Annotated in this window: 10 protein-coding genes; 7 read left to right on the top strand and 3 right to left on the bottom strand. The window is 42.1% G+C overall.

Going from position 1 to position 16626, the window contains the following annotated elements; all coding sequences use genetic code 11:
- Positions 1-19: 19 nt before the first annotated feature.
- The gene (locus tag PL9214_RS22195; RefSeq protein ID WP_072720991.1) at positions 20-1636 is read right to left on the bottom strand and encodes a NuoF family protein; all 1617 of its coding nucleotides are present in this window, start codon (positions 1634-1636) and stop codon (positions 20-22) included.
- A 60-nt stretch (positions 1637-1696) separates the two neighbouring features.
- The gene (hoxE, locus tag PL9214_RS22190) at positions 1697-2218 is read right to left on the bottom strand and encodes a bidirectional hydrogenase complex protein HoxE (RefSeq protein WP_072720990.1); all 522 of its coding nucleotides are present in this window, start codon (positions 2216-2218) and stop codon (positions 1697-1699) included.
- A gap of 402 nt (positions 2219-2620) precedes the next feature.
- Here hoxE and PL9214_RS22185 point away from each other — a divergent pair, with 402 nt between their 5' ends.
- The 6 genes from PL9214_RS22185 to hypD all read left to right on the top strand — a co-directional run bounded on the left by PL9214_RS22185 (position 2621) and on the right by hypD (position 12972).
- Positions 2621-2854 (top strand): HypC/HybG/HupF family hydrogenase formation chaperone, encoded by a 234-nt coding sequence (locus PL9214_RS22185; RefSeq protein WP_072720989.1) that lies wholly within the window; start codon positions 2621-2623, stop codon positions 2852-2854.
- A 155-nt stretch (positions 2855-3009) separates the two neighbouring features.
- Complete coding sequence (pflA, locus tag PL9214_RS22180; RefSeq protein ID WP_072720987.1) at positions 3010-3795, top strand: pyruvate formate-lyase-activating protein; 786 nt, start codon at positions 3010-3012, stop codon at positions 3793-3795.
- 162 nt (positions 3796-3957) lie between these two features.
- The gene (gene pflB, locus PL9214_RS22175; RefSeq protein ID WP_072720985.1) at positions 3958-6234 is read left to right on the top strand and encodes a formate C-acetyltransferase; all 2277 of its coding nucleotides are present in this window, start codon (positions 3958-3960) and stop codon (positions 6232-6234) included.
- Between the two features lie 529 nt (positions 6235-6763).
- Positions 6764-10420 (top strand): pyruvate:ferredoxin (flavodoxin) oxidoreductase, encoded by a 3657-nt coding sequence (gene nifJ / locus PL9214_RS22170; RefSeq protein WP_072720983.1) that lies wholly within the window; start codon positions 6764-6766, stop codon positions 10418-10420.
- 107 nt (positions 10421-10527) lie between these two features.
- Positions 10528-11538, top strand: a complete 1011-nt coding sequence (locus PL9214_RS22165; RefSeq protein ID WP_072720981.1) for a dihydroorotate dehydrogenase-like protein — start codon at positions 10528-10530, stop codon at positions 11536-11538.
- Positions 11539-11850: 312 nt separating this feature from the next.
- Positions 11851-12972 (top strand): hydrogenase formation protein HypD, encoded by a 1122-nt coding sequence (gene hypD, locus PL9214_RS22160; protein ID WP_072720979.1) that lies wholly within the window; start codon positions 11851-11853, stop codon positions 12970-12972.
- Positions 12973-13183: 211 nt separating this feature from the next.
- Here the strand turns inward: hypD and PL9214_RS22155 are convergent, their stop codons facing one another.
- On the bottom strand, positions 13184-14071 hold the full coding sequence (locus PL9214_RS22155; RefSeq protein WP_072721204.1) for an SDR family NAD(P)-dependent oxidoreductase: 888 nt from the start codon (positions 14069-14071) through the stop codon (positions 13184-13186).
- A gap of 374 nt (positions 14072-14445) precedes the next feature.
- Between PL9214_RS22155 and glmS the strand changes: the two genes are divergently transcribed.
- Positions 14446-16374, top strand: a complete 1929-nt coding sequence (gene glmS, locus PL9214_RS22150; RefSeq protein WP_072720978.1) for a glutamine--fructose-6-phosphate transaminase (isomerizing) — start codon at positions 14446-14448, stop codon at positions 16372-16374.
- Positions 16375-16626 lie beyond the last annotated feature (252 nt).

Raw genomic sequence — 16626 nt, 5'->3', positions numbered from 1 at the left:
CGATTTCCGTTATGTCAATTTAAGACACCGGAACTTGTCCGTTTTCTTCCGATTTCAATAAAGTCGTATATTCCTCTGGGAAATAGCGTAAGGTACTCAAAACCGGGTTCGGTGCGGTTTGTCCGAGTCCGCATAAACTGGTGGCTTTCACCATTTCCGACAACTGTTTCATTTTCTCAATATCTGCGGAAGTCGCTTGTTGATTGAGAATTTTTGTTAACATTTGATACAGTTGCACCGTTCCTGTCCGACAGGGAACGCATTTTCCGCAGGTTTCCCCTCGACAGAATTCCATATAAAATTGGGCGACTTGAACCATGCTGGTGTCTTCATCCATCACCACCATGCCTCCTGATCCCATCATAGATCCTAATTGGGCCAATGATTCGTAATCAACCGGAGTATCTAAATAATCGACGGGAATACAGCCACCCGATGGCCCCCCGGTTTGCACGGCTTTGACTTTTCCGCCCCCCGCAATTCCGCCCCCCATCTCCTCGACAATTTCCCGTAGGCTAATGCCCATCGGGACTTCAATGAGTCCGGTATTGCGAATTTTTCCGGTAAGGGAGAAAATTTTCGTCCCTTTGCTCTTTTCTGTACCAATACTAGCAAACCAGTCGGCTCCTTTTTTGAGAATTGGGGCAATATTGGCAAAGGTTTCGACGTTATTAATTAAGGTGGGACAACCCCATAACCCAGAAACGGCGGGATAGGGGGGACGGGGGCGAGGTGTGCCACGTCCGCCATCAATGGAAGCAATCAGGGCTGTTTCTTCCCCACAAACAAAGGCTCCCGCCCCGACCCGGATATCAATGCGGAAATCAATGGCTGATCCAAAGATTTGACTGCCTAAAAAGCCTTGGCGTTTGGCTTGTTGGATGGCTTTTTGCAGACGGCTAATGGCCAGGGGATATTCAGCCCGCACATAAATATACCCTTGGGTCGCCCCCACCGCATAACCTGCGATCGCCATCCCTTCTAAGATCCGATGGGGATCACTTTCTAGCACACTCCGATCCATAAACGCGCCGGGATCGCCTTCATCGGCGTTACAGATGACGTATTTCTGACCCGGAGGCATTTTGGCAACGGTGGCCCATTTTAACCCGGTCGGATATCCCGCGCCGCCTCTTCCCCGTAAACCGGATTTGGTAATTTCGGCAACGACATCCGCCGGACTCATTTCATAAAGGGCATGATATAAGGCTTGATATCCGCCAACGGCAACATATTCGCCAATTTTTTCTGGGTCAATTTTACCGCTATTTTCCCGAACGATTAATAATTGACGACTGAAAAACGGATGATGGCGATCGCCTTGGACGGGTTTGGCTTCTCCCCCATTAATGGCTTCAATAATTGAAGGCGCTTCTTCCGGGGTGACTTTCTCATATTGCAGTCCGACGGGTTCGACTTCCACCATTGGCCCCCGTCCACAGAAGCCCATACAACCGACACCCACCACTTGCACTTGCTCTTCAAGTCCAGCCGTTTTAACGGCTTGTTCCATTTCCGTTTTCACCCCCAAGGAGTTAGCCGCCACACAACCCGTTGAGGTACAACAGTGAACCCGGATCGGCTTTTGAGCTTTTTGTTCCTTCTCGGCTAGTTCTAATAATTCGCTATATTCCATAATTTTTGTGTTCCTCTGCTCTGTATTGTGGAACAGGCATCTTACCTGTTAAAAACCTCTCTACTCCCATTCCGCAATGCGATCGCAAGCCACCTCTGGGGAAATTTGGGGAGCAACTTTACCATCAAAAACAACAGCCGGAGCAATGCCACAAGCCCCAATACAACGGGCGGTCATAATGGAAATTTGATTATCGGGAGTAGTTTCCCCCGCTTTAATTCCCGTTTTCGCTTCCAAGGCGGCTAAGACATCCCCGCTACCTTTGACGTAACAAGCGGTTCCCAAACACACAACACAGGTATGGGCCCCATTGGGTTTGAGGGAGAATAAATGATAGAATGTGGCCACCCCGTAGACATAACTCAGGGGCAGTTTTAAATTGCGCGCCACATAGATTAAAACTTCTTCTTCTAAATAGCCAAAGGATTCTTGCGCTTTATGCAGCACTTCAATTAAAGCGTCCTGACGATATTGATTCCGTTTCATCGTCATATCGAGGACTTTAAATCGTTTATCGCCTCCTTTGGCAGTTTCAGCCTTGGGCTTATCGGTTTTTGCAGCAGTTACCGTAGAAGATTGCATAGTTCAGTTCTCTACTCATGATGTGGATTGTTGCTGATTTTTAATGCCAGATCCGTTGCAAAAAGTTCTGTTCAGTTCAGCAAAATGATCACCAATTCAATAACGTTTGTGGACTTAGGGATTGTAGACTTTGTTAAGAGTTGGTTATACAACCCTTATGTTGTTTATCTCGACGATTCTTGGTTTGACTCCAACTTCTATTCTAAATTGTAAGTCTACTTCCTACTTCTGGAAAAAAGTCTTAAAATAAAAAAAAGAATTAATCAGTGTGAGTTAATAATGGAACCATGAGATGGGGTTCACACCAAACAGAAGGAAAATCAGCCCCCCAGAACAGGTGTTGATTTCCTCATAAGCTCTCCTCTGTCCTTCAAGAAATGTAACAATAATATAGGTAAAGCAATGTGTTTAGCGATTCCCGGTCAATTGCTCAGTATTTCTGGCAATGATCCCTTAGAAAAAATTGGGAAAGTTAGCTTTGGCGGACTGGTCAAAGAAGTCAACCTAGCTTATGTTCCAGAGGTTAAAGTCGGTGATTATGTCATTGTTCATGTGGGTTTTGCGCTGAGTATTGTCGATGAACAAGCCGCACAACAAACCTTAACAGATTTACAACAAATGGTGACAATCAGTTAAAATACGTTAAGAGACGATTTCAATTTTCCCTGTTGTGTTAGAGAATAACATCAGGGAACACCGGGTTCCTCACAAAAAAACGAGGGAGATAGACTTTAAACGTTCTTAAAACCTTCTTAATCTGGGATTGGATATGATGAAATTAGGGTATCACCATGACGGTTAAAACCCATCAACATCCAGAAACCATTCAAAGCATTTCACGGCTTTCTAAAGTTTCAGGTCGGATTCATTCTATAGAGACTTGTGGCACCGTTGATGGCCCAGGAATCCGATTTATTATTTTTACTCAAGGCTGTTGTCTCCAGTGTCTTTATTGCCATAACCCTGACACTCGAAACCGAGAAGATGGCATAGAAATTACTGTTGATGAACTAATTGCTGAAATTCAAAAATATCGCTCTTATATGCGATTTTCGGGAGGGGGTGTTACGATTAGCGGGGGTGAACCCTTAGTACAACCCGACTTTGTGCAAGCAATTTTCCAACGCTGCCAAGAAATCGGAATTCACACCGCCTTGGATACTTCAGGTTTCGTTAACTTAACCGTTGCTAAACCTGTACTCGAATTTGTAGATTTGGTTTTATTGGATATTAAATCCTTTGATCCGTTAACCTATCGTCAAGTAACGGGTACTTCTATTGAACCCACCTTGAGATTTGCTCACTATTTGAACGAGATTAAAAAACCCACTTGGATTCGGTTCGTTTTAGTTCCTAATCTGACCGATGATCCCGACAATATTGAAGGATTAGCTAAGTTTATTTCTCAATTGAAAAATGTGGAAAAAGTAGAATTATCACCTTTCCACAAACTCGGAGAATATAAGTGGGAAAAACTGGGATACACTTATCGCCTCCAAGATAGGCCCGTGCCAACTTCTGAGCAGATTAATCAAGTTAAAGACTGTTTTAAGCGTTATGGAATTTCAGTTCAATAAAGTTGCTAAGATTAAAGAAAACAGGAAATAAGCAACATTTGAACTAAAGAGAAAAGCTTTCAGGTTGAGTCATCCGTCTCTCTTATCACTTCTAACATTTATCCGCTACTGCTATTTACGTCAAAGCTTAAAGTTTAAAATCGAATTAGGTTAGTCTGAATTATGATTGCTACAAATGAACGTCGAATCTTAAATCAATCCCCTAGTAATTTATGTGAACAATGGCAAGGATTTATTGAAGGGAAATGGACAAAAGAAGTTAATGTCAGAAATTTTATTCAAAAAAATTATACCCCTTATGTTGGGGATGAATCCTTTTTAGTTCCTGCCACTGAACGAACTCAAACCCTGTGGAATTTAGTTCGAGATTTGATGCGGGTAGAACGGGAAAAAGGTATTTTAGATGTGGATACAAAAATTCCCTCTAATATTGTTTCTCACAACCCAGGTTATATTGATCAAAGCTTAGAACAAATTGTCGGTTTACAAACCGATCAGCCCTTAAAACGTGCAATTATGCCCTTTGGTGGAATTCGGGTTGTTAAAGCTTCTTTGCATTCCTATGGTTATGAACTTGATCCCGAAACCGAAGAAATTTTTACGAAATATCGCAAAACTCATAATGATGGAGTTTTTGATGCCTATACTCATCAAATGAAAAAAGCGCGACATTCTGGTATTATTACCGGATTACCCGATGCCTATGGACGGGGACGAATTATTGGCGATTATCGTCGCATTGCGTTGTATGGAATTGATCGGTTAATTAGTGATAAAAAAGAACAACTTGAATCCTTAGAATTGGATGAAATTGTCGCAACCACCATTCAACTACGGGAAGAAATTTCAGAACAAATTAAAGCCTTAAAAGAACTCAAAATCATGGCGGCGAGTTATGGATTTGATCTGAGTCTTCCGGCTGCCAATGCCAAAGAAGCGGTACAGTGGACGTATTTCGGTTATTTAGTGGCCGTTAAAGAACAAAATGGTGCTGCGATGTCCTTGGGACGGGTTTCAACTTTCCTAGATATCTACTTTAATCGGGATTTAAAACAAGGTATTTTAACGGAATCTGAAGCCCAAGAAATTATCGATCATTTTGTGATTAAATTGCGGATGGTACGATTTTTACGAGCCCCAGAATATAATCAATTATTCTCAGGTGATCCCACTTGGGTAACAGAATGTATCGGAGGAATGGCAGAAGACGGACGCTCATTAGTCAGTAAAACCAGTTTCCGGTTCCTACATACATTATCAACGTTAGGCCCCGCACCAGAACCGAATTTAACGGTTTTATGGTCAGAAAACTTACCTGAAAATTTCAAGAAATTCTGCGCTAAAGTTTCGATTGATAGCAGTTCCATTCAATATGAAAATGATGATCTCATGCGTCCTATTTATGGGGATGATTATGGAATTGCTTGTTGTGTTAGTGCCATGCGGATTGGCAAACAAATGCAGTTTTTTGGAGCACGCGCTAACTTAGCTAAAGCTTTACTTTATGCGATTAATGGCGGAAAAGATGAAAAAACTGGGGAACAAATTGCCCCCCTATTTGCTCCGATTACTTCTGAATATTTAGATTATGATGAAGTCGTCACCAAATTTGATCAAATGATGGAATGGTTGGCGAAATTATACGTCAATACCTTGAATGTGATTCACTATATGCACGATAAATACTGTTATGAACGCATTGAAATGGCGTTACATGATCGGGATGTTTATCGAACCTTAGCTTGTGGGATCGCAGGGTTATCCGTTGTAGCTGATTCTTTATCCGCGATTAAATATGCTCAAGTCAAAATATTGCGGGGAGAAAATGGGTTAGCTCTGGATTATGAAATTCAAGGAGATTATCCTAAATATGGCAATAATGATCAACGAGTCGATGAAATTGCCGTGAATTTAGTTCGGACTTTTATGAATAAAGTTCGCAATCAAAAAACCTATCGCCATGCCGTACCCACCCAATCTATTTTAACAATTACTTCCAATGTGGTGTATGGCAAAATGACCGGAAATACCCCCGATGGACGTAAAGCAGGTGAACCTTTTGCACCTGGAGCAAACCCCCTTCATGGACGGGATAGTAACGGTGCGATCGCCTCCTTTGCTTCTGTGGCAAAACTGCCTTATGAACACGCTCAAGATGGGATTTCTTACACCTTTTCTATTATTCCGAAAGCCTTGGGTAAAACCCTAGAGGATCAAGTTAATAACCTCACGGGAATGTTGGATGGATTTTTCTATGATGGCGGACATCATATTAATGTTAATGTCTTGGATAAAGAGATGCTCATTGATGCCATGAATCATCCTGAAAACTATCCTCAACTTACCATTCGGGTTTCTGGATATGCGGTGAATTTCATTAAATTAACTCGTGAACAACAGTTAGACGTGATTAAACGCACATTCCATGATCGGTTTTAGTGGAATAATTCTAGGGTTAAATCCCTAGAAACTCCCTTCACAATATTAACTACCGTAGAGACGCGCCATGGCGCGTCTCTACAGGGGTTTTAGGGGATAATCTACAGATAGTTGATCGGATCGTTAATCACTTTTTCCTGTTCCCTGTTCCCTGTTCCCTGCTATTACAAATCGTGACGATGAGTTAAAAAACGTTAAGTTGTGGTTCCCTTTCTGCCGTTTTTATTAGATGATCTAAAATAGGAATCTAGGGGGTAGACCTCAACAATCCTTAATCTAAATTTAAGGAAAAATTAATCTCGACGGATATTTGACTCTGGAAAATTCCAAATTAAACAATAGCTGGGGTAACAAAAGAAAGCTGAAGTAATTCTTAAGGAGATTTCTGTCCGTTTAATTACAGAATTAGAATCATTACCAACCCAAACTAAACAACAAAACAGTCAATTTTGGCGCATGAATTGTCACAATAATTCTGTAGGTAAACGAGCGAACACATCAAAGTTTTATTGCTAGAGGAATTTTAGGAATGAATACAAAAAATTATGCAACCCTAGATGGTAACGAAGCCGTTGCCCGTGTTGCCTATCGTTTAAGTGAAGTGATCGCCATTTATCCGATCACGCCTTCCTCACCAATGGGAGAATGGGCTGATACTTGGGCTTCTGTGGGTGATAAAAACCTGTGGGGAACGGTTCCAGCCGTTGTGGAAATGCAAAGCGAAGGGGGAGCAGCCGGAGCCATTCATGGAGCCTTACAAGCAGGTTCCCTCACCACCACCTTTACAGCATCCCAAGGGTTAATGTTAATGCTCCCCAACCTCTACAAAATTGCGGGAGAGTTAACCTGTGCCGTGATCCAAGTCGCTGCTCGCTCCTTAGCCGCCCAAGGGTTATCAATTTTTGGCGATCACAGTGACGTCATGGCTGCCAGAGCCACAGGGTTTGCTTTGTTGTGTTCGGCTTCGGTGCAAGAAGCCCAGGATATGGCGTTAATTGCCCAAGCCGCCACTTTAGAAGCACGGGTTCCGTTTATTCACTTTTTTGACGGATTTCGCACCTCTCATGAAGTTCAAAAAATTGATTTGTTAGATGAGAGTGTCATGCGAGACATGATCGATGATCAATACGTTTATGAACATCGTAACCGGGCGTTAACGCCTGACCGTCCCGTACTGCGAGGCACAGCCCAAAACCCGGATGTTTATTTCCAAGCCAGAGAAACCGTTAACCCGTTTTATGCCAAAACCCCGGAAATTGTACAACGGGCAATGGATAAATTCGGACAACTGACAGGACGGAATTATAAACTATTTGAATATCACGGCGCACCCGATGCCGAAAAAGTGATTATTCTCATGGGTTCCGGTTGCGAAACCGTTCATGAAACCGTCGATTATTTGAACGCTCAAGGAGAAAAATTAGGAGTCTTAAAAGTTCGGTTATACCGTCCTTGGCAGGGAGAACAATTAGTTGCAGAACTGCCAGAAACCGTCAAAGCGATCGCGGTTTTAGATCGAACCAAAGAACCCGGTTCTAGTGGGGAACCTCTCTATTTAGATGTGGTTACGGCCGTTCAAGAAGTGATGTTAGGAGATAACGAGGATCTCAAAGCTAAGATTAAAAACCTTAAAACTTTAGTCGGCGGTCGTTACGGCTTATCCTCTAAAGAATTTAACCCGGCAATGGTTAAAGGCATTTTTGATAATTTAGCTCAAACTAAACCCAAAAATCACTTTACCATCGGCATTCATGATGATGTTAGCCAAACGTCATTAGAATACGATCCTAACTTCTCCACCGAACCGGATAACGTCGTCCGGGCAATGTTCTATGGTTTGGGCGCCGATGGAACCGTTGGTGCGAATAAAAACTCGATTAAAATTATTGGGGAAGAAACTGATAATTACGCCCAAGGGTATTTTGTTTATGACTCTAAAAAATCCGGGGCTGTTACCGTTTCTCACCTGCGGTTTGGGCCACAACCGATCCGGTCAATTTATTTAATTAGCCAAGCCAATTTTATCGGATGCCATCAATGGACATTTATCGAAAAATTAGACGTTCTCAAATGTGCAATGGACGGCACAACGTTCTTATTAAATAGTCCCTATGGCCCCGATGAAGTTTGGGAAAATTTGCCCATAGAAATTCAAGAAACCATCATCCGAAAAAATATCAAGCTTTATGTAATTAATGCCAACCAAGTCGCCCGTGATACGGGGATGGGCAACCGCATTAATACCATTATGCAGGTGTGTTTCTTTGCCTTAGCGAAGGTTTTACCACGGGATGAAGCGATCTATCAAATTAAAAAAGCGATCGAAAAAACCTACGGTAAAAAAGGTGCAGAAATTGTCCGCTTAAACTTAAAAGCTGTTGACGATACCCTAGAACATCTTTATGAAGTAGAGACGCGCCATGGCACGTCTCTACTGCGGCGGGCTTTACCCGTTCCTGAAGCGGCTCCCGCCTTTGTTAAAGAAGTTGAAGGCATGATGATCGCCGGACGAGGAGATGAACTACCCGTTAGTAAACTGCCTTGCGATGGTACTTATCCCACCGGAACCTCCAAATGGGAAAAACGCAATATTGCTCAAGATATCCCCGTTTGGGACGCCGATGTCTGTGTGCAGTGTGGCAAATGTATTATGGTTTGTCCCCATGCTGTTATTCGGGGTAAAGCTTATGATGCAGCAGCCTTAGAAAACGCTCCCGCCAGCTTTAAATTTACCGACGTTAAAGATAAAGCCTTTGGCGGTGAAAAATTCACCATCCAAGTCGCTCCCGAAGATTGTACCGGATGTGGCGTGTGTGTGGATGTTTGTCCGGCTAAAAATAAATCCATGCCGTCGAAAAAAGCCATTAACATGGCCCCTCAGTTACCCTTACGCGAACAAGAAGCGGAAAATTGGGATTTCTTCCTCAGTATTCCCAACCCGGATCGGTTAAAATTACGGCCAGATATGATCCGTCAACAACAATGGCAAGAACCGTTATTTGAGTTTTCGGGTGCTTGTGGCGGTTGTGGTGAAACCCCCTATGTTAAATTAGTAACTCAGTTATTTGGCGATCGCATGATGGTCGCTAACGCCACCGGATGTTCCTCCATTTATGGCGGTAACTTACCGACAACGCCTTGGACACAAAACGCCGATGGACGTGGCCCCGCTTGGGCAAATAGTTTATTTGAAGATAACGCCGAATTTGGCTTAGGGTTCCGTATGTCCATCGACAAACACACTGGGTTTGCCTTGGAACTGTTGCAAAAACTCGGTGGTGAAGTTGGGGATAATTTAGTGAGCCAAATTCTCAATAACCCACAAAAATCAGAAGCGGATATTTGGGAACAACGGCAACTCGTTGCTGAACTTAAACAAAAATTACAGGGAAATCATTCCCCCGATGCTCAACAATTATTGAGTTTAGCGGATTATTTAGTTAAAAAATCCGTTTGGATTATTGGGGGCGATGGTTGGGCCTATGATATTGGTTACGGTGGCTTAGATCATGTCATCGCCAGTGGCCGCAACGTCAATATTTTAGTGTTGGATACGGAAGTTTATTCCAATACGGGGGGACAGTCCTCGAAAGCCACTCCACGCGGGGCCGTTGCCAAGTTTGCGGCTGGGGGTAAACCGTCACCCAAGAAAGACTTAGGCTTAATTGCCATGACCTACGGTAACGTTTATGTAGCGAGTGTGGCGATGGGTGCACGGGATGAACATACCCTCAAAGCCTTCTTAGAAGCGGAAGCCTATGACGGGCCATCGATTATTATTGCCTATTCTCACTGTATTGCTCACGGGATTAATATGGCAACGGCCATGACCCACCAAAAAGAATTGGTGGAAAGTGGTCGTTGGTTGCTGTATCGCTATAACCCTGAACTCAAAGAACAAGGCAAAAACCCGTTAATTTTAGATTCTAAATCACCCAAGAAAACCGTTGAACCTTCCATGTATGCGGAGAACCGTTTCAAAATGCTCACCAAGAGCAAACCAGCAGACGCCAAACGGTTATTACAAGAAGCTCAACAGGACGTTAATAGCCGTTGGAAATTGTATGAATACATGGCCGCTCGTTCTGTAGAAACTAAGGAGCATAACGGTCATTCTAACGGTCATTCAGAGGCAAAATCTACCCCACCTTCTGAAACCAAACCCCCTGAAACCACACCTGTATAAACAAGGAACCGGGTTTCTAACTAACTGTTAGTTATCCTTACAATCTAGGAAAAGAAACCCGGTTTCTAATTAACTGATCCCATCTGCAAACCGAGGACGAAAAAACAATGGATTTATCAACAACATATCTCGGCTTAAATTTACGGACTCCCATCGTTCCTTCTGCGGCGGCTCCCCTTTCAGAAGATATTGATAATGTGAAACGTTTAGAAGATGCTGGGGCGGCGGCGGTGGTTTTACATTCCTTATTTGAGGAACAATTACTCCGAGAAAAATTTGAACTGCATCATCATTTAGAATACGGAACTAATAGCTTTGCAGAAGCGTTAAGTTATTTCCCTGAACCGGATGAATATCACGTTGGGCCAGAACTGTATTTAGAACATATTCGCCAAGCGAAAGAATGCACGAATATTCCGATTATTGCCAGTTTAAACGGCTTTTCTTCTGGGGGTTGGGTGGAATATGCTCAATTGATGCAACAAGCTGGGGCTGATGCAATTGAATTAAACGTTTATTATGTTCCTACAGACTTTGATTTAACCGGAGAACAAGTCGAACAAAACTATCTGAATACTCTGCGAGAAGTTAAAGCAGAAGTGACCATTCCCGTTGCGTTAAAAGTGAGCCCGTATTTTAGCAATATGGCGAATATGGCGAAACAATTCTGCAATGCTGGGGCGGATGGTTTAGTGTTATTTAATCGTTTCCTGCAACCGGATATTAACGCAGAGGAATTAATTGTTGAACCGGGTTCTGTTTTAAGCAATCCCCATGATATGCGTTTACCCATGCGTTGGATAGCGATTTTATATGGTCGAATTAACGCTGATTTAGCTTGTACCAGTGGCGTTCAACGGGGTCATGATGCCATTAAAATGTTAATGGCTGGGGCAAAAGTGACTCAAGTTTGTTCTGCATTACTTCGACATGGTTTTAATTATATTAAAGTCATGGAAGATGAAATGAAACACTGGATGGAAGAACACGAATATGAGTCCGTGAAACAAATGCAGGGTTCTATGTCTCAACTCCATTGTGAGGATGAATCTGCCTATGAACGAGCTCAATACATGAAGACAATTACCTCTTATAAACTCGGTCATAGTTTAGTTTAACTATTCCTTGTTCCCTGGTTCTACCGGGGAACTTCTGATAGAGGCTCTGCCTCTATTCTATTTTTAATTTACCGTAGGCAGAGCCTACATTTATGATTCCTGGGTAGAACCCAGGAACTAGGGGTTAACTGGGTCATAGTTTAGTTTAACTATTCCTTGTTCCCTGGTTCTACCGGGGAACTTCTGATGGCGGCTCTGCCTCTATTCTATTTTAATTACCGTAGGCAGAGCCTACATTTATGATTCCTGGGTAGAACCCAGGAACTAGGGTTATAGTATAGTTATAATTCAGCCATTTATTATAAAAATATTATGAAATTTGTTGATGAATATCGAGATGCTAAATTAGCCCAGGATTATGCAAAAGCGATCGCAGCTATTACCACAAAACCTTGGACAATTATGGAAATTTGTGGGGGACAAACCCACTCTATTGTTAAATATGGCATTGATGAATTATTACCCTCAGAAATTACCTTAATTCATGGCCCAGGCTGTCCCGTTTGTGTTACCGATATTAATATTATTGATCAAGCCATTGCTCTCGCTTCTTTACCTAATATTATTCTCTGTTCCTTTGGCGATATGTTACGGGTTCCAGGGAGTGAAAAAGACCTCTTAAGCGTTAAAGCAACTGGGGCAGATGTTAGAATAGTTTATAACCCCTTAGACTGTTTAAAAATTGCCCAACAAAACCCGACAAAAGAAGTAATTTTCTTCGCCGTTGGTTTTGAAACCACCGCTCCAACAACGGCAATGGCAGTTTATCAAGCGGCTCAACAAAACATTAATAATTTCTCCCTGTTAGTTTCCCATGTGCTTGTTCCTCCAGCGATGGAAGCTATTTTATCTAGTCCTAATTGTCAAGTTCAAGGCTTCTTAGCGGCGGGTCATGTTTGCACCATTATGGGATATACGGAATATGAACCTATTGTTGAAAAATATCAAATTCCTATTGTTGTTACTGGGTTTGAACCTGTTGATATTTTACAAGGGATTTATTTCTGTATTCAACAGTTAGAAAACAGCGAATATAAACTCGAAAATCAATATAATCGTTCCGTGCGTCGAGAAGGAAATGAAACCGCTAAAACAATTATTCAAGAAGTGTTTGAAATTGTCCCCCGTCAATGGCGAGGTTTGGGGGAAATTCCCCAAAGTGGGTTAGGAATTAAACAGAAATATATTGATTTTGATGCTCAAAAACGGTTTAATTCTCAACGGTTAATTCCCGTTTCTTCTCCCTGTGCTGACTGTATTAGCGGAGAAATTCTTCAAGGAATTAAAAAACCCCATCAATGTTCTGCTTTTGGAACCCGTTGTACTCCTGAACATCCGTTAGGCGCGCCGATGGTTTCTTCTGAAGGTGCTTGTGCGGCTTATTATCGCTATCGTCAACAAACTCCCCACAATAAAATTCCGATTTCTTTATAAATTGGGTTGTTGTAAGCGATCGCAGATTCTGATATGAAATCCTTAAATTAATACTAGAGGGAAAAGGGAACAGAGGGGACAATAAAATAGGAAATAGGAGATAGTAAAAAGTGATGAGTTACCCCATTTATTATTGATAGCAAATACTTAAGGATTTCATATTATATAATTTTGGTAGCTAGGCTATTACACTCGGTCGAACTAAATCTCTTTAGTAAGCCGTCCAACCTCCATCCGTCGCATAAGTACAACCCGTTAAATTAGAAGCATCTGGAGACAAAAGAAACAGAATAATAGCTCCTTGTTCCCAAACCGTAGCCGAACGATGTTTAGAATCAACAGCAGACAAAATGCTCTGGAGTTTGAGTCCACCCATTGAGCTACCCTCTCCAGATTTTTTGCTGGCTTGCACAAATTCACCCGCTCTCGCTACCATTGGTGTATCTGTGGCTGCCATATTAACTGAGTTGATGCGAATCCCGTAAGGCGCATAATCTAGGGCTGCATTTCGCGTTAAGCCTGTAACTCCGTGTTTACTAGCAACGTAGGCGGGATTTCCAGCTAATCCGGTTAAGCCTGCAATCGAACCAATATTAACAATAGCTCCCCCTTGACCCTGTGCAACCATCTGTCGCAGTTCTGAGCGCATCGACTTAAATACACCCGTTGTATTCGTTGCTACCACAGCATCCCAATATTCATCAGTAGCCAGATGAATTGAATTAGGTAACAAATTGCGTTGACCTTCAAAATTCAGAGGTTGAGCCGGATCGCCTCCATCCATGACTCCCGCCGCATTCAGCACCAAATCGACACCGCCAAAGACCTTCACCGCTTCTGTTACCATACGATCGCATAATGCCGTTTCTACCACATTCCCGACAATTGCGATCGCATTATGTCCTTCCCCTTTAATGTTGCTAATGGTCTGATTGAGTTCTTTTTCCTTGCGGTCAACTCCCACCACATTAGCACCCTCACGAGCGGCTCTAATCGCCGTAGCCGATCCAATTCCCGTCGCCGCACCTGTAATTAAAATCGTTTTTCCTTGAAATCGATTGGGAATAAAATAGTCAGGATTAGTGGGCTGAATATCCATTCTTTTTACCTCACTTTTGATTGAATTGCTTGCAGAAGAAACATCGGTATTTTGAGCAGATTCAGCTTCCCCTATCAAGCTTGAAAGCATCAGTGTTGTCACAAAAGAGCCAGTACCTAACACAAGAAACTGACGACGTGACAACATATATTGTATGACTTCCTGTACCCCAGGATTCTCAGGATTGAGAGGTTGAAAATTTGGCTCCACTGGATTTCCCTAATGTCTGCGTCGTCAATATAGTACCAGGACTGACGCACTGGAACTAAATAGGGTGAAATGGTGGGTTATGTTTTATAGCTTCTTGATGCTCTACCGGAATAGAATGGTTCCAAATTGTAAGATCAAGGCAATTAAAGTAGGAGTTGTGAAGTATGTGTGGAATTGTGGGTTATATTGGAACTCAAGCCGCCAGCGAGATTTTGATTGCAGGATTAGAAAAACTGGAGTATCGGGGTTATGATTCTGCGGGTTTAGCGACGATTTGGGAAGGAAATATTCATTCTGTCCGCGCCAAAGGGAAACTCTATAACCTGCGGGAAAAATTAGCCCAGGTTGAAATGCCTTCTAGTATTGGGATTGGTCATACACGCTGGGCGACCCATGGCAAACCGGAAGAACGAAACGCCCATCCTCACATGGATCATAAAGGACGAGTGGCGGTTGTTCAAAATGGAATTGTCGAAAATTATCGAGAATTACGAGAAGAATTAAAAGCTAAAGGTTATGAGTTTAAATCGGATACGGATACAGAAGTAATTCCTCATTTAATCGCGGATATTTTGGAAAATAAAACTTCGGAAAAAATAACGTTTTTAGAGGCTGTTATTAAAGCCGTTAATCGTTTAGAAGGAGCCTTTGCTATTGCTGTTTTATGTGCAGATTATCCTAATGAATTAATTGTTGCCCGTCAACAAGCTCCCTTATCTATTGGTTTAGGTCAAGGGGAATTTTTCTGTGCATCCGATACTCCAGCTTTAGTTCCTTATACCCAAGCAGTTTTAAGTTTAGAAAATGGTGAAATTGCTCGTTTAACCCATTTGGGTGTGGAAATTTATACCTTTGCTGGAGAACGTTTGCATAAAGTTCCTCGGATTCTCAATTGGAGTCCTACTTTAGTTGAAAAGCACGTTTTCAAACATTTCATGCTTAAAGAAATCCATGAACAACCGGGAGTTGTTCGGGATTGTTTACAAGCTTATTTAGATGCTGAATGTGAACTAGAATCGGAAAAAATATCTGAAAAATCGGCTGAAAAATCTTCTGAGAAAAAAACACCCTCACCCATTCATTTAAGTATTCCTTCTAGCTGGTATCAAGATTTAGAACAAATTGAAATTTTAGCCTGTGGAACCAGTTGGCACGCCAGTTTAGTTGGCAAATATTTACTAGAACAATTAGCAGGTATTCCCACCATTGTACAATATGCTTCGGAAGCGCGTTATGCACCCACTCCCCTCAGACCAAATACAATCACCATTGGGGTTACACAGTCAGGAGAAACAGCTGATACCCTAGCTTCTCTAGCGATGGAACAGCATCGGCGAGTTAATGCGCGCCCTGAATACGCAGCAAAACTATTAGGAATTACAAACCGTCCCGAAAGTTCTTTAGCTCAATTAGTTCCCCATATTATTGATACCAGAGCCGGAATAGAAATTGGGGTAGCAGCGACAAAAACTTTTATGGCTCAATTAATTGCCTTTTATTTATTAGCCTTAGATATAGCTTGGCATCGTCAAACGTTACCGCAATCTCGGTTGTTAGAAATTCTCAAAGATTTGCGACAAATTCCGGCTCAAATGGAACAGTTACTACAGGATCAAGAAAAACATATTGAGGAGTTAGCCCATGATTTTAATGAAACCCATGATTTTATCTTTTTAGGGCGAGGAATTAATTTTCCGATCGCTTTAGAAGGGGCGTTAAAATTGAAGGAAATTAGTTATATTCATGCTGAAGGATATCCGGCTGGAGAAATGAAACATGGCCCCATTGCTTTATTAGATGAAAAAGTGCCTGTTGTGGCGATCGCAATGCCCGGAAGTGTCTATGAAAAAGTGATTTCTAATGCTCAAGAAGCCAAGGCGCGAGATGCTCGTTTAATTGGGGTGATGCCGAAGGAAGAACCGGAAGCCAAGGAAACCTTTAATGATGTTTTAGGGGTTCCTTGTGTTGATGAAATTTTATCTCCCATTTTAACCGTAATTCCCCTGCAATTATTAGCTTATCATATTGCAGCACGGCGAGGATTAGATGTAGATCAACCTCGGAATTTAGCGAAATCTGTTACGGTGGAATAATTCGGTTAGATTTTGTACAAATGTTGTCAAACAACAATAAAGTTGTACACTTTACGATAAAATAGACACAAATCCTCGTGTAGGGGCGAGGCGTGCCTCGCCCCTACGATCAATTAGATTTTAAGACATTTATACAACTGATTTAGACTTGCTATATATCAACAATTATTTCAATCAATCATTGATTGATTTAACCTTGCTATATCTTTGATGACATAACTGAACTGACCCCTAGCCCTAGGTCAAATCTAA

This window comes from Planktothrix tepida PCC 9214, from assembly GCF_900009145.1.
Lineage (GTDB): Bacteria > Cyanobacteriota > Cyanobacteriia > Cyanobacteriales > Microcoleaceae > Planktothrix > Planktothrix tepida.
The sequence above is the reverse complement of the archived record's forward strand: the minus strand, read 5'-3'. Positions and strand labels throughout refer to the sequence as shown.